The sequence below is a fragment of the Glycomyces sp. NRRL B-16210 genome (assembly GCF_000719515.1).
GTDB lineage: Bacteria > Actinomycetota > Actinomycetes > Mycobacteriales > Micromonosporaceae > Glycomyces.
In genome coordinates, this window is sequence record NZ_JOGR01000006.1 from 1 (window position 1) to 25,626 (window position 25,626).

General features: G+C 70.3%; 25 protein-coding genes and 1 rRNA gene. 20 read left to right on the top strand and 6 right to left on the bottom strand.

Features of this window, described 5'->3' with window-relative positions; translation table 11 throughout:
* The 10 genes from IF12_RS26105 to IF12_RS0108950 form a co-directional block, all read left to right on the top strand.
* Window positions 1-102, top strand: a 23S ribosomal RNA gene (locus IF12_RS26105); the annotation flags it as partial.
* Between the two features lie 312 nt (window positions 103-414).
* A complete protein-coding gene (nadD, locus tag IF12_RS0108910; protein ID WP_231492467.1) occupies window positions 415-1,017 on the top strand; it encodes a nicotinate-nucleotide adenylyltransferase in 603 nt (200 codons plus the stop codon).
* Between the two features lie 120 nt (window positions 1,018-1,137).
* Window positions 1,138-1,560, top strand: coding sequence for a ribosome silencing factor (gene rsfS / locus IF12_RS0108915; protein WP_030157068.1), 423 nt, complete (start codon window positions 1,138-1,140; stop codon window positions 1,558-1,560).
* On the top strand, window positions 1,557-2,213 hold the full coding sequence (locus IF12_RS0108920; protein WP_030157070.1) for a histidine phosphatase family protein: 657 nt from the start codon (window positions 1,557-1,559) through the stop codon (window positions 2,211-2,213). Before rsfS ends, IF12_RS0108920 begins: the two co-directional genes overlap by 4 nt.
* A 94-nt stretch (window positions 2,214-2,307) precedes the next feature.
* The gene (locus IF12_RS0108925; protein WP_030157073.1) at window positions 2,308-2,784 is read left to right on the top strand and encodes a hypothetical protein; all 477 of its coding nucleotides are present in this window, start codon (window positions 2,308-2,310) and stop codon (window positions 2,782-2,784) included.
* Between the two features lie 13 nt (window positions 2,785-2,797).
* Window positions 2,798-3,646 (top strand): DegV family protein, encoded by an 849-nt coding sequence (locus IF12_RS0108930; protein WP_030157075.1) that lies wholly within the window; start codon window positions 2,798-2,800, stop codon window positions 3,644-3,646.
* Between the two features lie 178 nt (window positions 3,647-3,824).
* Entirely contained in the window at window positions 3,825-4,592 is a 768-nt protein-coding gene (locus IF12_RS23915) for a helix-hairpin-helix domain-containing protein (protein WP_051704160.1), read from the top strand.
* An 82-nt stretch (window positions 4,593-4,674) separates the two neighbouring features.
* Window positions 4,675-6,951, top strand: coding sequence for a ComEC/Rec2 family competence protein (locus IF12_RS0108940; protein ID WP_133884187.1), 2,277 nt, complete (start codon window positions 4,675-4,677; stop codon window positions 6,949-6,951).
* A gap of 345 nt (window positions 6,952-7,296) precedes the next feature.
* On the top strand, window positions 7,297-8,340 hold the full coding sequence (gene holA / locus IF12_RS0108945; RefSeq protein WP_051704231.1) for a DNA polymerase III subunit delta: 1,044 nt from the start codon (window positions 7,297-7,299) through the stop codon (window positions 8,338-8,340).
* Complete coding sequence (locus tag IF12_RS0108950) at window positions 8,333-8,584, top strand: hypothetical protein (protein ID WP_133884188.1); 252 nt, start codon at window positions 8,333-8,335, stop codon at window positions 8,582-8,584. Before holA ends, IF12_RS0108950 begins: the two co-directional genes overlap by 8 nt.
* 170 nt (window positions 8,585-8,754) lie before the next feature.
* On the opposite strand, the gene rpsT is transcribed toward IF12_RS0108950, so the two are convergent.
* Entirely contained in the window at window positions 8,755-9,027 is a 273-nt protein-coding gene (rpsT, locus tag IF12_RS0108955) for a 30S ribosomal protein S20 (RefSeq protein ID WP_030157089.1), read from the bottom strand.
* A gap of 227 nt (window positions 9,028-9,254) precedes the next feature.
* Window positions 9,255-9,842: a TetR/AcrR family transcriptional regulator gene (locus tag IF12_RS0108960; protein WP_051704162.1), complete on the bottom strand. Its 588-nt coding sequence runs from the start codon at window positions 9,840-9,842 to the stop codon at window positions 9,255-9,257.
* 102 nt (window positions 9,843-9,944) lie between these two features.
* On the opposite strand from IF12_RS0108960, the gene IF12_RS0108965 reads away from it, so the two are divergent.
* Together IF12_RS0108965 and lepA are read left to right on the top strand one after the other, a co-directional pair.
* Entirely contained in the window at window positions 9,945-10,976 is a 1,032-nt protein-coding gene (locus IF12_RS0108965) for an ABC transporter permease (RefSeq protein WP_030157093.1), read from the top strand.
* Window positions 10,977-11,532: 556 nt separating this feature from the next.
* Complete coding sequence (lepA, locus tag IF12_RS0108970; protein ID WP_231492474.1) at window positions 11,533-13,365, top strand: translation elongation factor 4; 1,833 nt, start codon at window positions 11,533-11,535, stop codon at window positions 13,363-13,365.
* A gap of 96 nt (window positions 13,366-13,461) precedes the next feature.
* On the opposite strand, the gene IF12_RS0108975 is transcribed toward lepA, so the two are convergent.
* The 4 genes from IF12_RS0108975 to IF12_RS0108990 form a co-directional block, all read right to left on the bottom strand.
* The gene (locus tag IF12_RS0108975) at window positions 13,462-14,115 is read right to left on the bottom strand and encodes a hypothetical protein (protein ID WP_030157098.1); all 654 of its coding nucleotides are present in this window, start codon (window positions 14,113-14,115) and stop codon (window positions 13,462-13,464) included.
* Window positions 14,116-14,311: 196 nt separating this feature from the next.
* The gene (locus IF12_RS0108980; protein ID WP_081913422.1) at window positions 14,312-15,970 is read right to left on the bottom strand and encodes an alkaline phosphatase; all 1,659 of its coding nucleotides are present in this window, start codon (window positions 15,968-15,970) and stop codon (window positions 14,312-14,314) included.
* A 309-nt stretch (window positions 15,971-16,279) separates the two neighbouring features.
* On the bottom strand, window positions 16,280-17,131 hold the full coding sequence (locus IF12_RS0108985) for a hypothetical protein (RefSeq protein ID WP_051704163.1): 852 nt from the start codon (window positions 17,129-17,131) through the stop codon (window positions 16,280-16,282).
* A 32-nt stretch (window positions 17,132-17,163) separates the two neighbouring features.
* Window positions 17,164-17,928, bottom strand: a complete 765-nt coding sequence (locus tag IF12_RS0108990; RefSeq protein ID WP_030157106.1) for an enoyl-CoA hydratase-related protein — start codon at window positions 17,926-17,928, stop codon at window positions 17,164-17,166.
* A gap of 45 nt (window positions 17,929-17,973) precedes the next feature.
* Between IF12_RS0108990 and hemW the strand changes: the two genes are divergently transcribed.
* The 8 genes from hemW to IF12_RS0109030 all read left to right on the top strand — a co-directional run bounded on the left by hemW (window position 17,974) and on the right by IF12_RS0109030 (window position 25,582).
* The gene (gene hemW, locus IF12_RS0108995) at window positions 17,974-19,155 is read left to right on the top strand and encodes a radical SAM family heme chaperone HemW (protein ID WP_030157115.1); all 1,182 of its coding nucleotides are present in this window, start codon (window positions 17,974-17,976) and stop codon (window positions 19,153-19,155) included.
* A gap of 319 nt (window positions 19,156-19,474) precedes the next feature.
* Window positions 19,475-20,581 carry a CapA family protein gene (locus IF12_RS0109000; protein WP_051704164.1) on the top strand — a complete coding sequence of 369 codons (1,107 nt, stop codon included), beginning with the start codon at window positions 19,475-19,477 and terminating at the stop codon, window positions 20,579-20,581.
* 154 nt (window positions 20,582-20,735) lie between these two features.
* Entirely contained in the window at window positions 20,736-21,752 is a 1,017-nt protein-coding gene (gene hrcA / locus IF12_RS0109005) for a heat-inducible transcriptional repressor HrcA (protein ID WP_030157119.1), read from the top strand.
* A 15-nt stretch (window positions 21,753-21,767) separates the two neighbouring features.
* Window positions 21,768-22,901 (top strand): molecular chaperone DnaJ, encoded by a 1,134-nt coding sequence (gene dnaJ / locus IF12_RS0109010; RefSeq protein WP_030157122.1) that lies wholly within the window; start codon window positions 21,768-21,770, stop codon window positions 22,899-22,901.
* A gap of 200 nt (window positions 22,902-23,101) precedes the next feature.
* A complete protein-coding gene (locus IF12_RS23920; protein ID WP_051704165.1) occupies window positions 23,102-23,617 on the top strand; it encodes a type II toxin-antitoxin system PemK/MazF family toxin in 516 nt (171 codons plus the stop codon).
* Between the two features lie 44 nt (window positions 23,618-23,661).
* Entirely contained in the window at window positions 23,662-24,387 is a 726-nt protein-coding gene (locus tag IF12_RS0109020; RefSeq protein ID WP_030157127.1) for a 16S rRNA (uracil(1498)-N(3))-methyltransferase, read from the top strand.
* An 84-nt stretch (window positions 24,388-24,471) separates the two neighbouring features.
* Window positions 24,472-25,203 (top strand): hypothetical protein, encoded by a 732-nt coding sequence (locus IF12_RS22835; protein ID WP_035748737.1) that lies wholly within the window; start codon window positions 24,472-24,474, stop codon window positions 25,201-25,203.
* A 25-nt stretch (window positions 25,204-25,228) separates the two neighbouring features.
* Complete coding sequence (locus IF12_RS0109030) at window positions 25,229-25,582, top strand: histidine triad nucleotide-binding protein (RefSeq protein ID WP_030157129.1); 354 nt, start codon at window positions 25,229-25,231, stop codon at window positions 25,580-25,582.
* The last annotated feature ends 44 nt before the right edge of the window (window positions 25,583-25,626 follow it).

The following is a 25,626-nucleotide window of genomic DNA, read 5'->3' on the forward strand; positions in this document are numbered from 1 at the left end:
AGTTTGGTGAGGCGCCCAGAAGATGACTGGGTTGATAGGCTCGACATGGAAGCACTGCGAGGTGTGGAGTGGACGGGTACTAACCGCCGAGAACTTAACACTATATTTCCCTTTACCGGGGGAGTGCAGGGTAGAACGAGACATTCACGCACGCTATGCGATTCTGAGACAACACGTGTCCCAGGCTCGATCCACACACCATTCGTGTCCCAGGCTCGATCCACACACCATTGCCTCTATCGGGGCGGGTGGGTGCTGATCGCCGGGGGCGTGTTGCTTGCAGGTTTGTTTGGTGGTGAAAGCGGAAGTGTCACACCCGGTCCCATTCCGAACCCGAAATTGAAAGAGCCCGACGCCAATGCGTCGGGCCTTTTGCATGCCCTGGGCCCAGGAACGCGCGATAGGATTCGGACTGTGTTCGACCTGCCTGTTCGTCGCGTCGGGGTCTTCGGTGGGACCTTCGATCCTCCCCACCTGGGTCACCTCGTGGCAGCCAGTGAGGCCGCGTTCGAGTGCCGGCTCGACGAGGTGGTCTTCGTGCCGGCCGGCGACCCCTGGCAGAAGCACCATCTCAACGTCACCAAAGCCCCTGCGCGGCTTGCGATGACGGCTCTCGCGATCGGCGAAAACCCCCTGTTTCGCATCAGCACCTGCGATATCGACCGGGACGGCCCCACCTACGCGGTCGACACGGTCTCGGATGTCGCGGCGGAGTACGAAGGCGAAGTCGACCTGCACTTCGTCATCGGTGCCGATTCGCTGGAGAACCTCCACACGTGGCATCGGGTCGAAGAGCTCTGCAAGTCCGTGAAGTTCATCGCGCTCAACCGGCCCGGGCACTCACGCAGCGAGGTGGACACCTCGTTCGGCGTCGAGGTCGAGTTCATCGACATGCCCGCTGTGGACCTCTCCTCGACCGAATGCCGGCAGCGGGTCCGCGACGGGCAGCCCCTTCGGTATCTCGTCCCCGATCCGGTCGCCGCGTACATCGCCGAGCACGGTCTTTACGCCGCTTGAGGGTTGGGACGCGGCGCACAGCGACGGGCATGAAACTGGGAGGGCTCCGTCGTACCCGACGTGTAAGACTAGAGCTGAGCCGGTGGAGCACCGGTGGGAATCTCGTCGTCAGGAGCGTTCGTGACCGCAAGTGAAACCGCCAAGACCCTGGCTTTTTCCGCAGCCCAGGCGGCGGCTGACAAGAAGGCCTTTGCCATCAACCTTCGGGACGTCACTTCGAAGATCGCGCTTACCGATGTCTTCGTGATCGTTTCGGCCTCGAACGAGCGGCAGGTCCATGCGGTCGTCGACGCGGTCGAGGAGCGGTTGATCAAGGAGCACGACACGCGTCCGCTGCGCCGCGAAGGCAAGGGCGGCGAGCAATGGGTGCTGCTGGACTACAACGACATCGTGGTCCACGTCTTCCACCAGGAGGCTCGCGAGTACTTCGGGCTCGACGGGCTCTGGAAAGACTGCCCCGAGATCGAGTTCGTGGACGAGGCCGACGCGGAGCGGGAGCGCCGAGCCGAGGTGGCCGACACCGATTCGGGAGAAGCGCGATGAACCGGCTGCTCGTCGTCCGCCACGGGCGGACCGAGTGGAACATCGCCGGGCGCATCCAGGGCTCCTCGGACATCGACCTCGACGAGGTCGGGAAGGCCCAGGCGTTCGAGGCCGCGCCGGAGCTGGCCGAGTACGGCCCGGTCCGGATCATCTCCTCGGACCTTCGCCGCGCGGTCGACACCGCCCGGCCGATCGCCGACCTCACCGGGGTCGAGATCGAGCTGGACAAGCGGCTCAGGGAGCGCGCTTACGGGCCCTGGGAGGGCCTGACGCACGTGGACATCGCCGAGCGGTTCCCGGAGGACCACCGGCGTTGGCGATCGCAGGAGCCCTTGCAGCACCCCGAGATCGAGACCTGGGCCGATCTGCACCGCCGGACCGCCGACGCGGTCAAGGACATCACCGCTTCGGACGCCGAAGGGACCGCGATCGTGGTCTGCCACGGCGGCTCCGCGCGTCAGATCGTCGGCGGCATCCTCGGCTGGGACCAGGGCTCGACCAGCGGCCTCTCCGGCATGGACAACGCGCACTGGGCCGATCTGCGGCGGATGCGCTCGGGCAAGTGGCGGATGTTCGGCTACAACCTGGGCGTCCCGGCCGCGCACACCATCGGGAAGAGCCCGCTCGCGAAGGGCCAGCAGGCCGGTCGTTGACGTCGGATCCCGGCGCGGCCTGGACTGGGGTCGGTCGCGGTCGTAGGCTTCGGTCGAGGTGCAACCGCGCCGGGATCGGAGGCGTCAAACCGGCATGGACACGCATACATCCCGCGCCAGGCGGTCGGCGAACCTGACCGGCCTGCTCGCCGGTGCGCTGCTGCTGGCTTCCATCGCCGCCTGCGGGAGCGGCCAGGACGACGAGGTCGAGACGCCGACGGCACCGGCGGTGACCGAGACGGTCTCCGCCCCCGAGACGTCGGACCCCACGGAGGAGAGCCCAGTGCCAGACGAGACCACCCCGTACCTGGACCCGTCGCTCGGCGAACCGTCCAAGTCCGGGTCGAGTTCGCAGACGACCATCACCGGGACGGTCGAGTCGGGCGTGGAAGCCGGCTGCCTGGTCCTCGAACACGAGGGCACCGTCTACGGCATCTACGGCCGCTTCGACTCGTCAGTGGTATTTGCCGGCGCCAAGGTGACGCTCCACGGCAAGGTCGACACCGGCATGATGACGACCTGTCAGCAGGGGACCCCTTTCGTGGTGGAGAACGCCGAATCCGCGGGTTAGGTAGTGTGGCCGCGTGACCGTCGTCGTTGTTACCGATTCCACCTCTGCCCTGTCCGAGCCGCTGCGCGCCACGCACGGCGGCCTGACGGTGCTGGGGATACCGGTGCTGATCGGCGGGGCCGAGTTCCGAGAAGGCGAGGACGTCACAGGCGACGAGATCCTGCGGGCGCTTCGCGAAGGCCGGACCGTGACGACCTCGGGCCTGCCGCCCGAAGAACTGCGCGCCACCTATCAGCGGCTGCTCGACGAGGGCGCGAGCGGTGTCGTCTCGGTGCACCTCTCCGGAAGGCTCTCGGGGACGGTCGCCGCCGCAGAGGCCGCGGCCAGCGGTTTCGAGGGCCGGGTCGCAGTCGTCGACTCGCTCGGAGCCGGCATGGGCGTCGGGTATCCGGCGCTCGCCGCGCTGGACGCGGCCGAGAAGGGCGCGGACCTGCTGGCGGTCGCCGCAGCGGCGCAGGAGGTACTCGCCCGGACCACTACGTACTTCTACCTGGACACCTTGGAGTACCTGAGGCGCGGGGGCCGGATCAGCACGGCGCGCGCGATCGTCGGCACCGCGTTGTCGGTCAAACCCATTCTGGGCGTTGAGGACGGGCGCATCGACGTGGTCGAGAAGGTGCGCACGCCCACCCGCGGCCTCCAGCGGCTGGCGGCGCTCGCCGTCGCCGATGCCGGCGGCGCCGAGGTCGAGATGACCGTGCACCACCTGGGAGCGGAGCGGCGCGCCGAAGCCCTGGCGGGCTGGCTCGCCGAGCACTTCGAGGAGCGGCTGCGCAGGATCGACGTGACCGAGGTCGGTGCGGCGATCGGAGCCCACTGCGGCCCCGGCCTGGTCGGCGTGATCACCCGCCGCCTGGCATGAGCCGCTCAATTTACATTCCAGCTAACTGTTAATCAGTAGATTCTGCGTTCGGCGCATTATGACTCGGCTCGAACGGTCCCGTCCACACCGATCGCCGTTGTCCACAGGGTCGATTCGGTTGTCCACAGGCGCGAAAATTCTTGGATCACGGCCGTGACCTTCGCTCGTTGAGTCCGGTATGGAACGCGAACTCCCACACGACCCGGCCGCCGTCGCCGCGAGGCTCCGACTGCGTCTCAACGAGTCCGAGGCCGACCGGGCCTGCAACGAGACCGTCGACACCGAGACCGGCGAGGCCCGCACCGAACCCGCTGTCGACCAGCGCCCGATCGGGCGCTTCGACGAGCGCCTGGAGCGTCTCCAGACCCGGCTCGGCCTCTCGCACCTGAACCGGTGGGTCCTCTTGATCGTCGCGCTCGTGGTCGCCGCGGTCGGGTTGTCGGTGACCTTGCTGTCCTGGCCCGATTCGGAACCCGCCGCCACCGTGCCCACCGGGCCTCCGGCGGCGGTCGACGCGGCGCCGCAGACGATCGTGGTGTCGGTGGCCGGTGCGGTGAACGCGCCCGGGATCGTGGAACTGGAGGCCGGCGCGCGGGTCGCCGACGCCATCGAAGCGGCCGGGGGCCTCGCCGAAGGCGCGGACCCGGGATTCCTCAACCTCGCCCGGGTGGTCGCCGACGGCGACCTGGTTGCGGTCCCGGACGCCGCGAACCCGGACACCGTCGCGGCTCCGGGCGCAGGAGCGAGCGTGGGCGGCCTGGTGAACGTCAATATCGCCGGAGCCGCCGAACTGGTCGCCCTCAACGGCATCGGCCCGGTGCTCGCCGATCGGATCATCGCCTACCGGGAGGCGAACGGCAGTTTCCAGTCGATCGACGAGCTAGCCGAGGTCTCCGGCATCGGAGCCGCACTCTTGGAGCAGCTCCGAGAGCAGGTGACCGTGTGAACTCCGAACGGGACGGTTCCCGACGCTGTGGGAGGTCGGTGCGGTGAGCGCAGAATTCAATCTCCGGCCCTCGCCTACGGAAGTGGTGCGACGGGACTGGCGCCTGCCGCTGGCCGCCGCAGGAGTATGGGCCGCGGCCCTGGCGGGCCTCTACGGCACGGTCACCAGCGGCCTCGTCACCGCGATCGTGTGCCTGGCACTGGTATTGGCCGGGCTGCGTTGGCGCAGCGGCGTCGCCGCCGCGACGGCCACGGTCGCCTTCGGCGCCATGCTCGCCGCGGGCGTCACCACCGTGCACGTCGCCGCCCGCGATCACGAAGGCCTCACTTCGATGACCGCCGCCGAGGCCCACGGCGAGGCAGAACTCGTGCTGCACACCGTCCCGAAAGCCTCGACGCGACGCCCGGAACTGGTCACCGCGACCGCCCGGCTGCGCACGTTCACCACCGAAGACGCGACTCTCGAAGGGAACTGGCAGGTGCTCCTGGTCGCCAGCGGCGACGAATGGCGCGAGGCGACCTCCGGGCAGCGGTTGACGGTGCCCGCGGTGCTCCGCGAAGCCGATCCGGGTCGGCTCACCGCCGCGATCGTCAGCGCCCGAGGTCCGCCCGAACTCGACGGGCGACCGGCGTTCGCGCACCGGTTCGCCGCGCATGTGCGCGAACGGTTGGCGGTCGCGGTCGAATCCGTGCCGCAACCCGAATCGGGATTGATCCCGGCGCTCGCGGTCGGCGACGCCTCCATGATGGAACCGGAGACCGCCGCCGACTTCAAGACGACCGGACTCGTGCACCTCGTAGTCGTGTCCGGCTACCACTTGAGCCTGGTCGTCGGTGTGGTGCTCGCGGTGGCGATGGCCTGCCGCGCCGGACCGCGCGCCCGCGTACTGGCGGGTGCCGTCGCGGCGGCGGCGATCGTGGTCGTCGCCGGACCGCAGCCGAGCGTCCTGAGGGCGGCCGTCATGGCGGGGATGACGTTGCTGGCCCTGGCCGCGGGGCGGCCGCGCGCGGCGATGCCGGCGCTGTCGACCGCCGTGCTGGTGCTCATCCTGGCCGACCCGGACATGGCGGCGCAGGTGGGATTCGCGCTGTCGGTGGCGGCGTGCGTCGGGCTGCTGCTCTTGGCGTTCCGGTGGGCGAAGCCGCTGGAGCACCGGGGATGGCCGCAGCCGGTGGCGCTGGCGGTCACGATCCCTCTGGCGACGCAGGTCGCGGTGACGCCGCTGCTGGTCGGGATCGGCGGCGGCGTGAGCCTGGTGTCCGTCCCGGTGAACCTGTTGGCGGCGCTGGTCGCGGCCCCGGTGGTGATGCTGTCGGTCGCCGCCGCGGCCGCGGCGGCCGTGTGGGTCCCGGCCGGCGAGTTCGTCGCGCAACTCGCGGCGATTCCGGCCCGCTGGCTGATCTGGTTGGCGCGCACGGGAGCCGAAGTGCCCAACGCGCTGCTGCCGGTGCCCGGAGGCTTGTGGTGGGGCCTGGGTTCGGGGGCCGTGCTGGCGGCGTTGATCTGGGCGCTCCATCTGCGCCGGTTGCGGCGCCCAGTGTTGGCGGTGCTCGCGGCGGTTGGCGTGGGTTCGGTTCCGGCCTGCCTGTTGACCGGCGGCGTCCCGTCGGGCTGGGTGGTCACGATGTGTGATGTGGGCCAAGGCGATGCGCTGGTGCTGCCGGCAGGGGACGCGGTGGTGGTGGTCGACGTGGGACCGGACCCGGCGGCGATGGACGCGTGCCTGGACGATCTCGGAGTCGACCGGATCGCGCTGCTCGTCTTGTCGCACTTCCACATCGATCACACGGCCGGGATCAGCGGGGCGATGGAGGGGAGGGAGGTCGCGGCGATCCTGGCGCCGCCGCCGGGGGAGGCGAAGTACGGGTACGAGCTGGTCGAGGAGGCGGCCGGTGCCGTGCCGGTGCTGGAGGCGGTGCCGGGGGAGGCGTTCGTCTTCGGGGAGACGCGGCTCGAGGTGCTGGGGCCGCCGTCGGAGCTGCTGCGCGGCACGAGGTCCGACCCGAACAACAACTCGGTGGCGCTGCGCGCGGAGGTCGCGGGGACGAGTGTGCTGCTGGCGGGGGACGTGGAACTGGAGGGGCAACGGGCGCTGCTGCGGAACGGGGGCGCTCTGGACGTGGAGGTGCTGAAGGTGCCGCACCACGGGTCGGCGTTTCAGGTGCGGGAGTTTCTGGAGGCGGCGGATCCGGTGGTGGCGCTGGTCGGGGTGGGCTCGGGGAACGAGTACGGGCATCCGGATCCGGGACCGATCGGGGTGCTGGAGGAAGGCGGGGCGCTGGTGTTCCGGACGGATCTGTCGGGGCGGATCACGGTGGTGCGCGGCGAGGAAGGGTTCGAGGTGACGACGGACGGTTGAGCGGGGTCCGGTCCCCGGGGTCGGGTGTGTCGGGACGGAGGTTCCCCCGGTTTCAAAGGTGCCTCGGGGGTACGACAGTTCGCAGAGGACGGTGGGTGCTGTGCGGGTTGAGGGTGCTTCGGCGCCCCCGGGGTCGGGCGTGTCGGATCGCAGGTCCCCCCGGTTCAAGAGTGGCTCGGGGGTACGACAATCCGTGGGCGCAGGGCGCAGGGCGCAGGGCGCAGGGCGCAGGGCGCAGGGCGCAGGGCGCAGGGCGCAGGGCGCAGGGCGCAGGGCGCAGGGCGCAGGGCCCCTCCGATGCTTCACAACACCTTCCGGCATCGCCCCACCGTCGCGTGGGAGACGATGGCCCGGTCGAAACCCGTGCCGGTCCCTCCGGCATGGGAGGATGGTCCGGTGGCAGCACTCCAACCCATCCGCCTGATCCTGGGCGACGACGAATTCCTCGCCGAGCGCGCCGCCGCCGACTACGTCAAGGCGGTCCGCGCCGAGATGCCCGAGCACGACCCGGCCCCCGCCGTCAACCGCATCCCCGGCGCCGACCTCACCGCCGGCGCCCTCTCCACCCTGACCAGCCCGACCCTGTTCGGCGGCGCGGTCATCGCCGTCATCGAATCGGGCCAGGACGTCGACAAGGACACCATCGCCGCCGTCCTCGCCTACGCGAAGCAGCCCGCACCCGAGATCTACCTAGCCGTCTGCCACAACGGCGGCAACAAGGGCAAGGCACTCTCCGAGGGCCTCAAGAAGCTCGACGTCGAGACCGTGCGCGTCTCCAAGATCAAGCGCCAGCCCGACCGGGTCGCCTTCGTCCGCGGCGAACTGCGCGCCGCCGGCGCCTCCCCGCGCTCCGCCTCGGCCGAGATCGCCGACACCATCATCCAAGCCGTCGGCTCCGACCTGCGCGAACTCGCCTCAGCCTGCGCCCAGCTCGTCGCCGACACCGACGGCAACATCACCCACGACAACGTGGCCCGCTACTACTCCGGCCGCGCCGAGGTCTCCGGCTTCGCCGTCGCAGACGCCACCATCGCCGGCGACGCGGGCGAAGCCCTCGGCACCCTCCGCTGGGCCATGCAGGTCGGCGTCGACGCCGTGCCGATCGCCGACGCCCTGGCCATGGCCGTCCGCAACCTCTCGCGGGTCGCCGCCGAACGCGGCGGCGCGGCCCAGCTCGCCGGCCAGCTCGGCATGGCCCCCTGGCAGATCGAGAAGGCCCGCAAGCAGTCCCGCAACTGGACCGCCGACGCCCTCGCCGAGGCGATGCGGATCTGCGCCCGCCTCAACGGCGAGGTCAAAGGCGGCGCCGACGACCGCGGCTGGGCCCTCGAACACGCGATCCTCGAGATCACCAGCCTGAGCGCCGCAGGGAAGGCCGGCCGTGTCTGAGTACCGCCACGGGCGAGTGGCCCGACCCCGCCGCCCCTGGTACGCGCGGACGCTGCGCCTCAAGCACCTGCACCTGTCGAACCTGTGGTGCGTGGTGCTCTTCGAGGGATCGATCGCGCTGGCGATGCTCATGGCGCTGACCGAGCTGGTGACCTGGTGGGTCGTGCTCGTCCTGCCGCTCGGCGTCGCCGCCATGGTGAAGCTCAACGACGTCATCGCCGGAGCCTTCGACCAGCGCAGCTGAACGTTCGAAGCGGATGACCGCTCCCATGAAGGTCGATGCCTCCGGACCTCGCATCCCGCGGATCTCCGCGCATCGTGAGCAGCGCGGCCGGCAACGCGGTCAGAAACGCCGAAGGCCCAGGGGTGAAACCCCTGGGCCTTCTGAAGCTTTTCGCTCCTCGCAGGCTGCGCTCAGGCGGCCGCGGACAGCTTGTTGTACGCCGCGGCGAGCTTGGACTTGCGCTGCGCGGCCTGGTTCTTGTGGATGACGCCCTTGGTGGCGGCCTTGTCCAGCTCGCGGCTGGCGGCGCGCAGGTGCGTCTCCGCAGCGGTGACGTCGCCGGTGGCAGACGCCTCACGGAACTTCCGGACGGCGGTCTTCAGCGACGACTTCACGGACTTGTTGCGGATGCGGCGCTTCTCGTTCGTCAGAATGCGCTTTTCCTTGGACTTAATGTTCGCCACGCGTGAAGCCTCAGTTTCGTGATTGCTGGTTCCTTAATTGATCGCGACGGAGGCAGAGGGCACTCCGAGCGCCTGTCAACGTTACCAGGAGCCGAGCATCGCACACGCCCTGGGAGCATGACCGCGAGCCAGATTACACCAGGTCGAAGGGCACGCTCCCGCCCCGGTCCCCGGCTGTATCCCGCGTTACCCGAACCGGGTTCCGCGCCGCGAGCAGCGCGGCGCGCTCATTCGGTCGCGAACGCGCCGCTGCCTTGCAGCGCAGGGAGGAACACCTCGTCGACGATCGCGTCGATCGCCTCGTCCTCGACCCGGCCGGTGATGAGGAACTCGTTGCGGGCGAGGTCGATCGGCAGTCGCCGCAGCCGCTCGGTGAGGGGCGTGGGGTCGAGCTCGCCGCGCGCGGCGGCGCGGTCGACGACCGTGTCCATGAGCGAGAGCACGTGGCTGATGAACCGGGTGACGAGGACCCGCAGCGCCTCGGGGTCGAGGCTGACGAGGCTGAGCATCCCGTGCATCGCGGCGGGCCCTATCATCACCATCCGCTCGCGCAGGAGCTTGAGCACGGCGATCGTGTCCTCCCGCAGCGCGCCGGTCTCGGGGATCGAGTCGACCGTGGGCATGCGGCTCGTGGCGCAGTCGACCATCAGCTCCAGCATGCTCGGCCACCGCCGGTAGATCACCGGCTTGCTCGTGCCCGCCCGCCGCGCGACGCCTTCGATCGTGAGTTTGGCGAACCCGACCTCCCCGAACTCCTCCCAGGTCGCGTCGAGGATCGCCTGCTCCAGTTCCTCGCCGCGGCGTCGCTGCGTCACCTTGCGCTCCAAGATCAACCCTCTCTAGATACTGGCCGTTTCTTATGTTAGCTTGAGGTCATCAAGATACGGACCGTATCTTGCGGATGATTGGAAACCATCATGGAAACCACCACCCCGGAGCGCACCCCGGTCGGCCGGGTGATCGCGCTCAGCGCGGGCCTCGCGCTCATCGTCGGCATCATCACCTTGGCCTTCGCCTGGCCCTCGGCCGGGATGGGCCCGAACGGGATCCCGATCGCCGTCATCGGCCCGGACCAGGCCGCCGAACAGGTGCAGGACCAGCTCGACGCCGTCGAACCCGACGGCTTCGAGGTCAGCACCGCCGCCGATGCCGACGGGGCCCGGACCCTCATCGAGGAACGCGAGGCCTACGCCGCGCTCCAGATCGCCCCCGACGGAGTCACGGTGTACACCGCGACGGCCGCCTCGCCGACGGTCGCGCGCCTCATCACCGGCATGGCCGAGCAGATGGCGGCCCAGGCCGGACAGGCCGCCGGCGAGCCCGGCAGCGTCCGGGTCGCCGTCGAAGACCTCGTGCCGCTGCCCGCCGACGACCCAAACGGCGCCGGCCTCGCCGCCGCGGGTCTGCCGCTCGCCGCGGGCGGCATCATCATGGCCGTGCTCATCGGCTCGGCCGTGCGCGGTTCGGGCCGGCAGATCGCGGCGGCGATCCTCGCGCCGCTCGCCATCGGCGCGGGCGTCGCTGCGGTCCTGCTGTTCGTGCTCGAATCGCTCGATGGTGATTACCTGGCGATCTCCGGCGCGATCGCGCTGGCGACGGCCGGCGCGGGCTGGCTGATCCTCGGGCTGCGCAAGCTGCTCGGCAATCCGGGGATCGCGGTCGGGGCGATCATCGTGATGCTCGTCGGGAACCCGCTGTCGGGCATGACGGGCGCGCCGGAGCTGCTGCCGGCGCCGTGGGGCGCGTTCGGCCAGTTGCTGCCGCCGGGCGCTGGCGCGACGCTGCTGCGCTCGACTGCCTACTTCGAGGGGCACGGCGGCCAGGCCGCGGTGTGGACGCTCGCGGCGTGGGCGGCGGTCGGCGCGGTGCTGTTCGCGGTCGGCGCGATCCGCGCGAAGGGCGAGGGCGTGAGCGCGGAGAAGTCGGAAGCGGTTCCGGTCCCCGCCTGAGTGAGACGGCCCGGCGGCCCCGGCGTGCCTTGATGCGCGCCGGGGCCGTCTGGGCAGCGCAAAGCGAGGGTCCTGCGGATGGGGGAGTTCTGGATCGCCCCCGGTCTCGATGGTGCCTGGCGGGTGTGACATTGGGTGCTGGGTGCTGGGTGCTGGGTGCTGGGGTGTTCGGTGGGCACGCCGACCTGGGAGTCCTTCGATCAGGGGAGTTTCGTGCCGCCCCCGGTTTCGATGGTGCCCGGTGGGTGTGACATTTCGGGGCTGGGCTGGGCTGGGCTGGGAGGGAAGGGAAGGGATGGGGCAGGGTGAGGCGTTTGGCGGGCACGCCGACCTCGGGGTCCTTCGATCGGGGGAGTTCTGCGGCGCCCCCGGTTTCTATGGTGCCTGGCGGGTGTGACATCTCTGCGGCACCCGAATGCGGCTCGGCGGTGCGCGGGAATCGGGGCTTGCGACCGGCGGTGGTGAGCCGATCGCCTTTTCTCGCTGGCTGTGCGGGGTTCGCCGGGCCCGTAAGGCAGAATTGTCAAGCCCACCCATCCGATCAAGGAAGGTCAACGTGACCAACGCGCCAGGCTCGACCGCTCCGGAGACGATCCGGAACTTCTGCATCATCGCGCACATCGACCACGGCAAGTCCACCCTGGCCGACCGCATGTTGCAGATCACCGAGGTCGTCGACGCCCGCCAGATGCGCGCGCAGTACCTCGACCGGATGGACATCGAGCGGGAACGCGGCATCACCGTCAAGTCCCAGGCCGTCCGCATGCCCTGGACCGCCCGCTCCGGCCCGGTCGAGGGACAGGGCTTCGTGCTCAACATGATCGACACCCCCGGGCACGTCGACTTCACCTACGAGGTCTCCCGGTCGCTCGCCGCCTGCGAGGGCGCGATCCTCCTGGTCGACGCCGCGCAGGGCATCGAGGCGCAGACCCTCGCCAACCTCTACCTGGCGATGGCCAACGACCTGACGATCATCCCCGTACTCAACAAGATCGACCTCCCCTCGGCCGACCCGGACCGCTACGCCCAGGAGATCGCGAACCTCATCGGCTGCGAGCCCGAGGACGTCTTCCGCGTCTCCGGCAAGACCGGCGCCGGCGTGGCCGAGCTCCTCGACGCGGTCGTCGAGCAGGTCCCGGCGCCCACCGGCGACGCCGACGCGCCCGCCCGCGCCCTCATCTTCGACTCCGTCTACGACGTCTACCGCGGCGTGGTCACCTACATCCGTGTCATCGACGGCAAGCTCAGCGCCCGCGACCGCATCCGCATGATGTCGACCAAGGCCGACCACGAGCTGCTGGAGATCGGCGTCATCAGTCCCGAACCGGTCGTCTCCAAGGCCCTCGGCGTCGGCGAGGTCGGCTACCTCATCACCGGCGTCAAGGACGTGCGCCAGTCGAAGGTCGGCGACACCGTCACGCTCAATCGAACCCCGGCCACCCAAGCGCTGCCCGGCTACACGATCGCCAAGCCCATGGTCTTCTCCGGGCTCTACCCGATCGACGGCTCCGACTACGGCAACCTGCGCGAAGCGCTCGACAAGCTCCAGCTCAACGACGCCGCGCTCCAGTACGAGCCCGAGACCTCCGCCGCGCTCGGCTTCGGCTTCCGCGTCGGCTTCCTCGGCCTGCTGCACCTGGAGATCATCCAGGAGCGCCTGGAGCGCGAGTTCAACCTCGACCTCATCTCGACCGCGCCCAACGTGGTCTACGAGGTGGTCAAGGAGGACGGCGAGCAGATCGAGGTCACCAACCCCTCGGAGTTCCCCGAAGGGAAGATCCACTCGATCACCGAGCCGATCGTCAAGGCCACCATCCTGACCCCCACCGAGTACATCGGCACCGTCATGGAACTGTGCCAGACCAAGCGCGGCGTCCAGATCGGCATGGACTACCTCTCGACCGACCGGGTCGAGATCCGGTACACGATGCCCCTGGCCGAGATCGTGTTCGACTTCTTCGACAACCTCAAGTCCCGCACCAAGGGCTACGCCTCGCTCGACTACGACATCGAGGGCACCCAGGAGTCCGACCTGGTGAAGGTCGACATCCTCCTCCAGAGCGAGCGCGTCGACGCCTTCGCCGCCATCGTCCACAAGGACCAGGCCTACGCCTACGGCGTGCGACTGTCCGAGCGGCTCAAGAAGCTCATCCCGCGCCAGCAGTTCGAGGTGCCCATCCAGGCCGCCATCGGCAGCCGGATCATCGCCCGCGAGACCATCCGCGCGCTGCGCAAGGACGTCCTCGCCAAGTGCTACGGCGGCGACATCTCCCGCAAGCGCAAGCTGCTCGAGAAGCAGAAGGAGGGCAAGAAGCGGATGAAGAACATCGGCCGCGTCGAGGTCCCGCAGGAGGCGTTCATCGCCGCCCTCCGCACCGACGAGAACTGATCACCGAAGGCAGACCGCCCGGACATCGACCGAGCACGTGAAAGGGCCCGGCCGCGAATCGCGGCCGGGCCCTTTCACGTCGATACGCTCGCGGCGCTACTGCACCGGCGGCTGCGGGGGCTGCCCGGGAGGCTGCTGCTGCGGGTAACCCGGGGGCGGGGGCTGCTGGTAGCCCGCCTGCGGCGGGAGCGGCGTCTTCCGCTGGTTGCCCGGCCGCGACTTCAGCCAGTGCTCGACCTCCGGCTGGGTCACCAGGTAGAACGCGGCGCCCACGGCCGCGAGGCGGGCGAGGCCCAGCAGCGCGCTCAGCGCCGCGAACCAGCCCAGGGACCAGCCGCCGAAGAAACCGGTGAGCGCGAAGAACCCGAGGACGCCCAGCAGGATGTACAGCGGGTTGCGCGGGTCGACCGCGTTGAAGACGCCCAGCTTCTCCTTGGCGATGAACCAGATGATCACGACCGACAGGCCGTGGAAGATCAGCCCGATGATCGTCGAGCCGATGATGAAACCGCCGAACCACGGCACCGTCGCGACCGCGACGATCGTGAGCAGCGCCATGACCGCTGTCGCGGCGGCGTATCCCCACAGCACCTGCGTCAGCTGGTTGACCTTCTTGGGGCGGTTCGGGTTCTCCTTGACACCCCATTCGGTCGCGAAGTCCGAAGAGGCGCCGGGCTGGGGTCCGGGACCGGGCTGGCCGGGGGCCGCGCCGTACGGATTCGGTTCGGGCGATTGCGGTGGATACGTCATATTGGCTGCTCCGGGCAAAGAGAAGGGTGCACTGACACTGATCACTGTAGCCCGGGAGTGCGACTTGCGGGGATACGGCGTTTCTGCGCAATGCAGTGGGGGATATGGCAATCCCCGCAATTCCGGAACCGAGGGGAATGCGTCCCGAAGAATGGGCGGCCCGGCCACCAGACCGCCCTTTCCCTTGCCGCACCTGTCAATTCAGGTAGTCGTCGGCGCGCTCGTCCGAGTCGGCGAACACGCTCGTGTCCGTCGAGACCGTCGCCGGGTCGACCGGCCGGTCGTACGTCTGGTGCAGCGACCGGTCCCCGTCGGCGATCGTGTACGACCGCCGGGTGTACACCGGCGCGTCCTGCACCGTCACCTGCGGCACCACCTGGAAGCTCACGTCCATCTGGTCGGGAGTGATCACCGTTTCCACATAGCCGCGCTGCGCGTTACGGAACTTGATGTGCGGGTTGATCACCAGCGCCTCGTTGTCCTCGGGCACCGAGTCGGCGCCGTTCCCGCCCGAGGTGATCGAGGTGGCCACCAGCTCCACGCCCACCGAAGGCCCTTGGGCCTCAGGGAAGTCCGGCAGGATCTCCCCGGCCCAGTGCGTGTGCACGTCCCCGGTGAGCACCACCGGGTTGCGCACCTGCGCCTCGACCCAGCCGTCGATGACGCGCTGGCGCGAGGCGGCGTACCCGTCCCAGCCGTCCATGCTCGTGCGCAGCGGCCCGCCCGCGTCGGCGTCGCGCTGCGTGAAGAACACCTGCTGGCCGATCACGTCCCACCGCGACTCCGAGGCGTGGAAGCCGTCGATGAGCCACTCCTCCTGCGCCGCACCGGTGATCGTGCGCGACTCGTCCCACGCCTCGGCGCAGTCGGTCTGGGTCCCGTCCCCGCACGCCTGGTCGTCGCGGTACTGGCGGGTGTCGAGCATGTGGAAGTTCGCCAGCCGCCCCCACCGCACCCGCCGATACAGCTGCATGTCGATCCCCTGCGGCACCGAGCTGGTGCGCAGCGGCATGTTCTCCCAGTACGCCTGGAACGCCGCGGCCCTCCGCAGCAGGAAGTCCGCCGGGTCGGGGGTGTCCGAGCCCGATTCGGGGACCTCGTCGGCCCAGTTGTTCTCCAGCTCGTGGTCGTCCCACACCACCAGCCACGGCGCGGCGTGATGCGCGGCCTGGAGGTCGGGGTCGGCCTTGTACTGGGCGTGGCGCTGGCGGTAGGTCGCGAGCGTGACCGTCTCGGGCCCTTCGTGGTCGCGGACGTTCCCGTCGGGGGAGACGTACGCCCCGGCCCGGTACTCGTACTGGTAGTCGCCCAGGTGCAGGACCAGGTCGGGCCGGGACTCGGCGAGGTGGCGGTAGGCGGTGAAGTAGCCGTGCTCGTACTGCGAGCACGAGGCGAAGGCCATCCGCAGCTCGGCGGGCATCGACTCGGGCGAGGGGGCCGTGAGCGTGCGCCCGGTCGGCGAGATCCACTGGCCGGTCCTGAAGCGGTAGAAGTACTCCCGGCCCGCGTCGAGGCCGCTCACCTCGACGTGGACGCTGTAGCCGACCGCGGCGGCGGTCTCGACGGTGCCGGCGGCGACGCGGCGGCGGAACCGCTCGTCGCGCGCCACCTCCCAGTGGACGTCGAAGGAGCCGTCGGGCATCCCGCCGAAGCCGTCCTCGGCGAGCGGGTTCACCGCCAGGCGGGTCCACAGGACCACGCCGTCGGGCTCGGGGTCGCCGGAGGCGACGCCGAGGGTGAAGGGGTCGGCGTCGAGGGTCTGGTGGATTCGGGACTGGGCCCATGCGGCGGCGGGCATCGCGGTGGCGGTGGCGGCGGCGGAGGACGCGAGCAGGATACGGCGCGAAACGCGCATGTGGACCTCGCTTTGATGGGGGTTGCGTGGGTTTGACCCCTTCAGCCCAACAAGCGAGCGTGGATGCGCCGGAACCTTCCGGCGACACGGCGGTGAACCGCCGCGGAACTCTGATACGCCGCAGCCGCATCAGTGAGCGCACGGCCGCAACGCCGGTGAACGGCGGTGACGGCAGGCGATGTTCCTCGAAGTGAAAACCGTTGCGCCCGAGCCAGATTCGTTCAACGTCGCGATCGGCCACGCCGGAGGGCGCCGGTCACCGCCGCCTGCCTCAGTGAGAACGCCTGCGCCCGAATCGAAAGCGTTGCGCTACTCGGTCGCGAAGGTGACCGTCACGATCGCCGGGTCGGCCTCCACGGAAGCGGTCACGGCCTCGCCCTCCTCGGCCTGCGGGGCCTCCCAGCCGTTCTCCCCTGGGACCCAGACGAGTCCGCCGTATTCGACGCTCGCGATCCCGTGGTCGTAGGCGCGTGAGACGGCCCACGCCGCCCGGTTCCAGCCCGCCGCGTCGTCCTCGGGAGCGATCGTGACCACCGGTCCGTCCACGCCGGACACCGAACCGCCCCAGTGGTAGGCGTACGCGTCCGCGAGGGCCTCGGCCTCCGTGACCACGTCCTCGGGGCTGTCGCTGACGCACCGCAGGCCCGACCCCTGGCCGCCGGCGAGCACCGCCGCGATGACCACGGCCTCGTCCTCCCACTTCTCGTACAGCTCGGGGTAGGCGCTGACCTGGACCGCCTGCGCGGCCTCGGCGAGGCGCATCTCCTGCCAGCCGTCGGTGCGCCGGAGCTTCTCGTAGAACTTGAACGAGGCGTACACCGGGTCGAGGAGCTCCTCCTCGGTGCCCCAGCCCATGCTCGGGCGCTGCTGGAACAGCCCCAGCGAATCGTCGTGCCCGTAGTCGACGTTGATCAACTCGGACTCCTGCATCACGGTGGTGATGGCCACCTGCACCGCGTGCTCGTCCATGCCGTCGCGTATCCCGACCGCCGCGATCGTGGCCGCGTTCGCGGTCTGCTCCGCCGTCAGATGCACCGTGTCGTCACCGGTCTCGAAGTAGCAGCCGGTCGGCTTGGGACGCAGCAGCTCGTCGGTCGTCCCGGTGCAGCCGGCGACGGCGGCGGCCAGGAACAGCGAGGTCAGCGCAGGGAGCACGCGCAAGTGGGACTCCGATCAGGTCGGTGAGCGGCTGATCAGCCTACCCAGGAAGGGGTCCGTTTCTCAAGGAACGAACGGACCCCCTCGCGCCCCTCCGAAGAGAGGAAGTACTCGGCCGTTCGGACCGCCTCGGCCTGCAATTGCTCGCGCAGTTCCGGTGTGGCCGTAAGCGCTTTGATGCCCGCCTGGGCCTGCGGGCCGCCCGCCAGCAGTTCGGAGACGGTCTCGGCGACCGCCGCGTCGATGCCGTCGTACGTGGAGAAGGTCACCAAACCCCACGGCTCGGCCTCGCCCGCCTGGAACTGGTAGCCGGTCAGGAACAGCGCCCGCATCCGTGCCGCCCCGATCTTGCGGGCCACCACCGGAGCGATCACCGCCGGGACCACGCCCAGGCGCACCTCGCTGAACGCCATCTCCGCCTCGTCGAGGCAGATCGTGATGTCCGCCGCGGCCAGCAGCCCCAGGCCGCCGCCCCGCGCGGCCCCGCGGGCGACCGCGACCACCGGCTTCGGCGCCTCGCACAGCTCCCACAGCAGGTCGGCGAGGTGCACGGCCGGAAGATCCTCGGCCCGCTCGGCCGCCGCCGACTCCTTGAGGTCCCCGCCCGCGCAGAACACCGGGCCGGTGTGGTCGACCACGATCACCCGCACCTCGGGGTCGGCGACCGCCGCGGCCAGCGCCTCGCGCATCGCGGCGATGAGGCGGGTCGACAGCGCGTTGCGCCGCGCGGGGTCGTCGAGCGTAATGGTCGCCACTGCGTCCTTGGCCTCGTAGGCGATCGGTGCGTCGTTGCCAGTCATGCAAGTACGGTAGTCAAGGTGTCCACCAGTCCCGCGACCGCCGCCGTGAGTTCGCCCACTGCCGCCATCGAAGCCGCCGCCGCCGACCCCGCCACGGGCGCGACCGGGTTCGGGTTCTACGTGCACGTGCCGTTCTGCGTCTCACGCTGCGGCTACTGCGACTTCAACACCTACACCGCCGCCGAGCTCGGCGCCGGCGTCTCCCGCGACACTTATGCGGGCGTCGTGCGCGCAGAGATCCGCGCCGCCGCGGCCCGCTTCGACACCCCGCCGAAGGTCGACACCGTCTTCTTCGGCGGCGGCACTCCCACGCTGCTGCCCGCGGCCGACCTCGCCGCGATCCTCGCCGAGATCGACCGCGAATTCGGCCTCGCAGGCGACTACGAGGCCACCACCGAGGCGAACCCCGAGTCCGTCGACGCCGACTACCTCGCGCGCCTCCACGACGGCGGGTTCACCCGCTTGTCGGTCGGGATGCAGTCCACCGCCTCGCACGTGCTGAAGATCCTCGACCGCGAGCACTCCCCGGCTAAAGCCCTCGCCGCGGTCGCCCACGCCCACCGGGCCGGTTTCGAGCACGTCAGCCTCGACCTCATCTACGGCACGCCCGGCGAGAGCGCCGCCGACTTCACCGACAGCCTCGCCGCGGCCGTCGACAGCGGCGTCGACCACGTCTCCGCCTATGCGCTCATCGTCGAGGACGGGACCGCCCTGGCCCGGCGCATCCGCTCCGGCCAGGTGCCCCAGCCCTCCGACGACGTGGCCGCCGACCGGTACCTGGCCGCCGACGCCGCGCTGGCCGCCGCCGGGTTCGACTGGTACGAGGTCTCCAACTGGGCCAGGTCGCCCGAGGCGCGTTGCCGCCACAACCTCCTGTACTGGGAGGGCGGCCACTGGTGGGGGGCCGGTCCCGGCTCCCATTCGCACCTGCCGGGGGTGCGCTGGTGGAACCACAAGCACCCCTCGACGTACGCGACGGCCCTGGCGCAGGACCTGCCCGCGGCCGGCCACGAGCACCTCAGCGAGGACGACCACCACCTGGAGCAGATCCTGCTGCGGACCCGGCTCGCGAGCGGCCTGCCGCTATCGTTGCTGCGTGCCGCCGGGGCGGCGGCGGTCGCGCAGGTGACCGCCGACGGCCTGGCCGTCGTCGAGGACGAACACCTCAAACTCACGCTGCGCGGGCGACTCCTCGCCGACGCGGTCGTGAGAGACCTCACCGGCTGACCGCCCCCGCTCCGGCGGGCCGTACATTCGACACCATCACGGTTACGCTTGCGAACCGTAAACGCCCGCGAGTCGAACCCACGGTCGAAGACCTGCTCGGACTCGCGGTCGCACGCACATCTGAACAGCCAGAAGGGCCGAGTCGGCGCCCGTCCCCAACGGGCCCGACACCGCAGCGTCCACCCTCGGCACGCGCCCCGCGTGCGGTCCGCAGCCGGCCCCGCCCCCCTTTCCCCACCACCGGAGCCCACCACCCATGCACACGCCACTCCCCGCCGCGCGGTCGATTCAGTCCGGGTCCAGCCTGCGGAGCACGCCATTGGCTCGCCGGGGCCTCCTCCTGGCCTCCGTCGCCGGCATCGCCGCGGCGGCCGCGTGCTCCGAGGAGGAACCGCCTCCGGTCGTGGACGACGGCGGCATCGGCGCCGCGGAGGAGCCCACCTCCGAGGCCCCCTCGCCCGAGCCTCCCCGCGAGATCACCATCACGCACGTGGGCGACACCATGCCCGGCTCCTACCCCAACCAGATGGCCGCCGACGAGGGCGCGAGCTTCTTCGACGGCGTGCGCGAGTCCCTCCACGGCGACGTGGTCATCGCCAACCTCGAGGGCGCGCTCTCGACCTACGACTTCGACAAGTGCGGCGGCGGACAGTGCACCTACTTCCGCCTGCCCGCCGACTACGCGCAGGTCTTCGCCGACGCGGGCTTCGACGTGCTCAACCAGGCGAACAACCACGGCTGGGACGCCGGGCCCGACGGCGCCGCCGAGACCCAGGACGCCATCCGCGCCGCCGGCATGGAGGTCTGCGGGATCAAGGACGAGGTGGCCCTCGTCGAGACCGAGAACGGCCTCACCGTGGGCCTGGTCGGCTTCGCGCCGTACACGTTCTACACCGACAACCGCGACCTCGACGCGGTCGCCTCGCTGGTCGCCTCCGCCAAGCAGCAGGCCGACATCGTCATCGCCACCGCGCACCTCGGCGCCGAGGGCACCGACCACCGCCACGTGCCCGAAGGCGTCGAGACCTATCTCGGCGAGGACCGCGGCGACACCCGCGCCTTCGCCCGCACCTGCGTCGACAACGGCGCCGACCTGGTCTTCGGCCACGGCCCGCACGTGCTGCGCGGCATGGAGGTCTACAACGGCAAGCTCATCGCCTACTCCCTGGGGAACTTCGGCGGCGGCCAGAACCTGTTCGCCACCGCCGGCCCCCTGGGGCGCTCGGCCGTCCTGACCGTCACCGTCCGCGAGGACGGCACGATCCTCGCCGGGCAGGCCCTGGCCACCCGCATGGACGACGCCGGGTACCCGCAGCTCGACGCCGACAACGGCGCCTACGCCGACCTCAACGAGCTCGCGGGCGATTTCGGGGACGCGGGAGTGACCGTCGCCGACGACGGCGCGCTCATCATCCCGGGGGTGTGAGGCCCACCGTAGACTGGCACTCGCGGACCGGGAGTGCCAAACTTGAGTCCGGCCGCGGCAGGCATCGGCCCGCCGCGGACACATGCCAGCGGTGGGCGCCGTCCACGACGCGGGCGCAGCCGAGCGGCACCGAGAGCGAAGGGACGTGGCAGCGATGGACGATCGCAAGCTGGAAGTGCTGCGCGCCATCGTCGAGGACTACGTCTCGACCCAGGAGCCGGTGGGCTCCAAGGCCGTCGCGCAGCGCCACACCCTCGGCGTCTCGGCCGCGACCGTCCGCAACGACATGGCCTACCTCGAAGAGGCCGGCTACATCCAGCAGCCCCACACCTCGGCCGGGCGCATCCCGACCGCCAAGGGCTACCGGCTGTTCGTCGACCGCCTCGGCAAGATCAAGCCGCTCTCGGCCGCCGAGCGGCGCGCCGTGCACCGCTTCCTCTCCGAGGCCATCGACCTCGACGACGTCGTCACCCGCACCGTGCGCCTCCTCGCCCAGCTCACGCACCAGGTCGCGGTCGTCCAGTACCCGAGCCTCAACCGCTCCTCCGTGCGCCACCTCGAACTCGTCTCGCTCACCCCGACCCGGCTCATGCTCGTCATGATCACCGACACCGGCCGCGTCGAGCAGCGCTACGTCGAGCTGCCCGCCGAACTCAGCGAGGACGACGTGCTCGAACTGCGCCGCCTCGCCAACGAGCAGCTCCAGGGCAAACCGCTCGCCGACGCGCCCCGCGCGATCGCCGACCTCGTCGACCTGGTCCGCCCCGAGCTCCACGCCACCGCCTCGGCGCTGGCGCGGGTGCTTTTGGAGACCGTGGTCGCCCGCACCGAGGAGCGCGTGGTCGTCGCCGGCGCGGCGAACCTCACGCGCGCGGGCAACTTCTTCGCCGGGTCCATGCGGCCCATCCTCGAAGCCCTCGAAGAGGAGGTCGTGCTCATGCAGCTGCTGGGCCGGGCCGACTCGAACGCGCTCCTGACGGTGCGCATCGGCGACGAGAACCACCTCGACGACTTCCGCGAGACCACCGTGGTCACCGCCGGATACGGGCCGGGCTCGGTGGTCGGCCACATGGGCGTCCTCGGACCCACCCGCATGGACTACCCGGGCACCATCGCGGCGGTACGCGCCGTGGCCCGGTACGTGTCCGAGATTTTGGAACAGAACCGCTGACAGGACAGAGCGCACGTGGCTAAGGACTACTACGGCATTCTCGGCGTCGACCGGAACGCCACCGACGACGAGCTCAAGAAGGCGTACCGGAAGCTGGCGCGCAAGTACCACCCGGACATCAGCAGCGAGCCCGACGCCCAGGAGCGCCTCCAGGAGATCAACGCCGCCTTCGAGGTCCTCATGGACCCGCAGAAGCGCGCGGTCGTCGACGCCGGCGGCGACCCGTTCTCCCGCACCGCCGGGGGCGCCGGCGGGGCGCCGTTCATGGGCTTCGAGGACATCATGGACGCCTTCTTCGGCGGCTCCATGGGCGGCTTCGGCCGCCGCGGCCCGCGCTCGCGCACCCGCCCGGGCAACGACGCGCTCCTGCGCTTGGACCTCGACCTCGAAGAGGTCGCCTTCGGCACCGAGTCCACCCTGACGGTGGACACGGCGATCCTCTGCGACGCGTGCAACGGCTCCTGCACCGAAGGGAACGCCGAGCCCCAGACCTGCACGACCTGCGGCGGCTCCGGCGAAGTGCAGGTCGTACAGCGTACGATTCTCGGCCAGGTTCGCACCGCGCGGCCCTGCTCGGCCTGCTCGGGCTACGGCACGATCATCACCGAGCCGTGCCGCAAGTGCGGCGAGGAAGGCCGCGTCCGCTCCCGCCGCCGCATCACCGTCAAGGTGCCCTCGGGCGTCGAGGACGGGATGCGCATCCGCCTCTCCGGCGAAGGCGAGGTCGGCCCCGGCGGCGGCCCGGCCGGCGACCTGTACGTCGAGGTCCACGAGAAGCCCCACGAGGTCTTCACCCGCGAGGGCTCGGACCTGCGCTGCCGCATCCGCGTGCCGATGACGCAGGCGGCCCTGGGCACCAAGCTGAACATCCACACCCTCGACGACCAGGTCGAGATCGAGGTCGTCCCCGGCACGCAGCCCGGCACCGTCAAGAAGGTCCGCGGCCACGGCGTCCCCAAGCTCCGCGGCGCCGGCGCGCGCGGCGACCTGTACATCGAACTCGACGTGCGCACCCCCACCAAGATCGACACCGAGCAGGAAGAGATCCTCAAGAAGCTCGCGAGCCTGCGCGACGAGGAGATCAAAGAGGTCAAAGGCGGTTCCGGTTTTTTTAGTCGCATGAGGGACGCGTTCAACGGACACGCATAGTCCCGAACCGTACGCAGTACGTCGTACTCGGTACGGCAAAGCTTCCCGTTATCGTACGCAGTACATCGTACTGCGTACGGTAAATCTCTTAACGTCGTACCCTGTACGGCGGCAAAGGGCCACCGAGGCCGCCGCGCCCCGGTCCCGACCCGCTCCGTCCCGTCGCCCCGCAACACTTCGCGCATCCCGAGGAGGGCTGCATGGACACCGAATCGCTCCGCGCCGTGCTGATCGTGCTCGCGGTCTTCGCCCTGATCATCGGCGTCGTCCTCAGATTCCGGGCGCTCCGCTCCGGAGGCCGCGGCACCGGCCCGCGCGGCCGGACCGACTCGACCGCCCCGGCCCGCCCCAAGCGGTTCAAACCAGCCCCGGCCGGCGGCCCGCAGCCCCGTGAACGCTGGTGGGTCGACTTCCCGCACCAGGACGACCCCACCACCTCCAAAGCCCGCCCCTGCCTCGTCCTCGGCCACTCCGGCACCGGCTATTGGGTCCTCAAATGCACCACCCAGGCGCCGCGCGAGGCCCACTGGCGCGTCCCCGTGGGCGCCTCCCGCTGGCAGCCGGCCTCCGACAAGGACGGCTACGTCGACCTCGTGCCCTTCCACCTCCCCAAGGGCCGCTTCGAACGCCGCCTCGGCATCCTCGGCAGCGCCAAGACGCAGCGCGAGATCGAGGGCCGCGTGCGCTGGGAACGCGCCTGGGACTTCACCGCCTGACTACACTCATCCCGGCCAGCACCGCGCAACGGAACAGGACACAGGTGAGCGATCCGGTCTTCCTCGTCGACGCCCTCCCGGCCGCCGACGACTTCACCCTCGACGGCCCCGAAGGCCACCACGCCGCCGACGTGCAGCGCCTCCAACCGGGCGAGACCCTGCTCCTGACCGACGGCGCCGGCGGCCTCGCCGCCGCCCGCGTCGCACACGCCGAACGCGGATCCCTGCGCCTCGACATCATCGAGCGCCGCACCCTCCCGGCTCCCGACCCGAAACTCACCGTCGTCCAGGCCCTCCCCAAAGGCGACCGCGGCGAACGCGCCGTCCAGATGCTCACCGAGATCGGCGTCGACGAGGTCATCCCCTGGGCCGCCTCCCGCTCCATCGTCCAGTGGAAGGGCCAGCGCGGCGACAAGGCCCGCGCCAAATGGACCGCCACCGCCCGCGAAGCCTCCAAGCAGGCCCGCCGCGCCCGCCTCGCCCAGGTCGCCGAACTCCACACCACCAAGCAGCTCGTCCAGCGCCTCCGCGAAGCCGCGGCGGTCCTCGTCCTCCACGAGGAGGCCGACCTGCCGCTCTCGAAGGCCGCACTCCCCGAGGCCGGCGAGATCGCCCTCGTCATCGGCCCCGAAGGCTCCATCAGCCCCGACGAACTCGCCGCCCTGAGCGAATTCGGCGAACCTGTGCGCCTCGGCGAGACCGTCCTGCGGACCTCCACCGCCGGCCCCGCCGCAACGGCGGTCCTCCAGGCCCGACTCGGCCGCTGGTAGTACCCGAACGGAGGACTGACACCCCGAAGGCGACCCCGATACGATCAGGGCCGCCCGATTCCCCTCCGCCCCTAGGGACCTCGCATGGAAGCGTCCAATCGCACCGATCACCGCCTCAATCGAGCCTCGCTCATCTTCGGCATCATCGCCAGCCTCGCCACCGTCGCGGCGACCCTCGCCGCCTTCTTCTTCAACGGACAGGCCCAGCAGTCCGAAGACGAGGCCGGCACCCTGCGAGACGACGTGGAATCGCTGCGCGCCGAGCGCGACCAGCTTTCGGAGGAGATCGTCGCCCTCGAATCGCAACTGGAGCAACCCATCACTGGGGAGACCGCCTCGACCGCCGTCACCCTCGATTTCGACGACAACCTCGCGCTCGACAACTGCACGAACTACAGCAGCAGTGGCGGCCATTGGAACTCCAGGCCGGTGCGACTGGCGGGCGAGGAGTACGTGCACGCCTTCTCCTGTGTGCCCTACAGCACCAACTCGACGCCCGCCAATCAACGCCAGTCCGTCGGATACGTCGACTTCGCCGTACCCGCCGGCGCCGAGCGGCTCACCGGGCTGGCCGGAATCGCCGACGATTCGGCCGACACCTCCATGATCGTCGAATTCGTCGTCCACCCTGTGCCCGAAACGGGCGAACCGCTGTTCTCCCAGACCCTGAAATACGGCGAGGTCGAGGAATTCGACCTCGATGTCACCGAGCACGGCAGGGTCCGATTCCAAGTCGAGGTGATCGACACCCAGGTGTACGGCGACCTCACCGACAACACCGCCACCGCCTCATGGGCCGAGGTCCGGTTCTCGTAGTCCTGCCCGCTCCTAGAATGTCCCCATGACGGATGCCGACTGCATTTTCTGCAAGATCGTCGCCGGGGACATCCCCTCGACGCAGGTCCGCGAGACCGAGCGGGTCATCGCCTTCCGCGACCTCTACCCCAAGGCCCCCACGCACGTCCTGGTCATCCCCAAGGACCACTACGCGAACGTCGCCGAGCTCGCCGCCGCCGACCCCGCGCTGGCCGGCGAGGTCCTCGCCGTCGCCGCCGAGGTCGCGGCCGCCGAAGGGGTCGACGGGCCCGGCTGGCGCCTGTTCGCCAACACCGGCGCAGACGGCGGCCAGGACGTCTTCCACGTCCATTTCCACGTGGTCGGCGGCAAACCGCTCGGACCGATGGTCGCCGCGTGAAATCACACCGGCACCGCGATTACTCGTTGTCCGCCGTCGGTGCC

Excerpts from the sequence above, each read along its gene's own strand:
- IF12_RS0108920 (WP_030157070.1), top strand. The coding sequence starts at position 1,557 with ATGAACCGGCTGCTCGTCGTCCGCCACGGGCGGACCGAGTGGAACATC.
- IF12_RS0108925 (WP_030157073.1), top strand. The coding sequence starts at position 2,308 with ATGGACACGCATACATCCCGCGCCAGGCGGTCGGCGAACCTGACCGGC.
- IF12_RS23915 (WP_051704160.1), top strand. The coding sequence starts at position 3,825 with ATGGAACGCGAACTCCCACACGACCCGGCCGCCGTCGCCGCGAGGCTC.
- holA (WP_051704231.1), top strand. The coding sequence starts at position 7,297 with ATGGCCCGGTCGAAACCCGTGCCGGTCCCTCCGGCATGGGAGGATGGT.
- IF12_RS0108965 (WP_030157093.1), top strand. The coding sequence starts at position 9,945 with ATGGAAACCACCACCCCGGAGCGCACCCCGGTCGGCCGGGTGATCGCG.
- IF12_RS0108975 (WP_030157098.1), bottom strand. The coding sequence starts at position 14,115 with ATGACGTATCCACCGCAATCGCCCGAACCGAATCCGTACGGCGCGGCC.
- IF12_RS0108980 (WP_081913422.1), bottom strand. The coding sequence starts at position 15,970 with ATGCGCGTTTCGCGCCGTATCCTGCTCGCGTCCTCCGCCGCCGCCACC.
- IF12_RS0108990 (WP_030157106.1), bottom strand. The coding sequence starts at position 17,928 with ATGACTGGCAACGACGCACCGATCGCCTACGAGGCCAAGGACGCAGTG.
- hrcA (WP_030157119.1), top strand. The coding sequence starts at position 20,736 with ATGGACGATCGCAAGCTGGAAGTGCTGCGCGCCATCGTCGAGGACTAC.
- IF12_RS23920 (WP_051704165.1), top strand. The coding sequence starts at position 23,102 with ATGGACACCGAATCGCTCCGCGCCGTGCTGATCGTGCTCGCGGTCTTC.
- IF12_RS22835 (WP_035748737.1), top strand. The coding sequence starts at position 24,472 with ATGGAAGCGTCCAATCGCACCGATCACCGCCTCAATCGAGCCTCGCTC.
- IF12_RS0109030 (WP_030157129.1), top strand. The coding sequence starts at position 25,229 with ATGACGGATGCCGACTGCATTTTCTGCAAGATCGTCGCCGGGGACATC.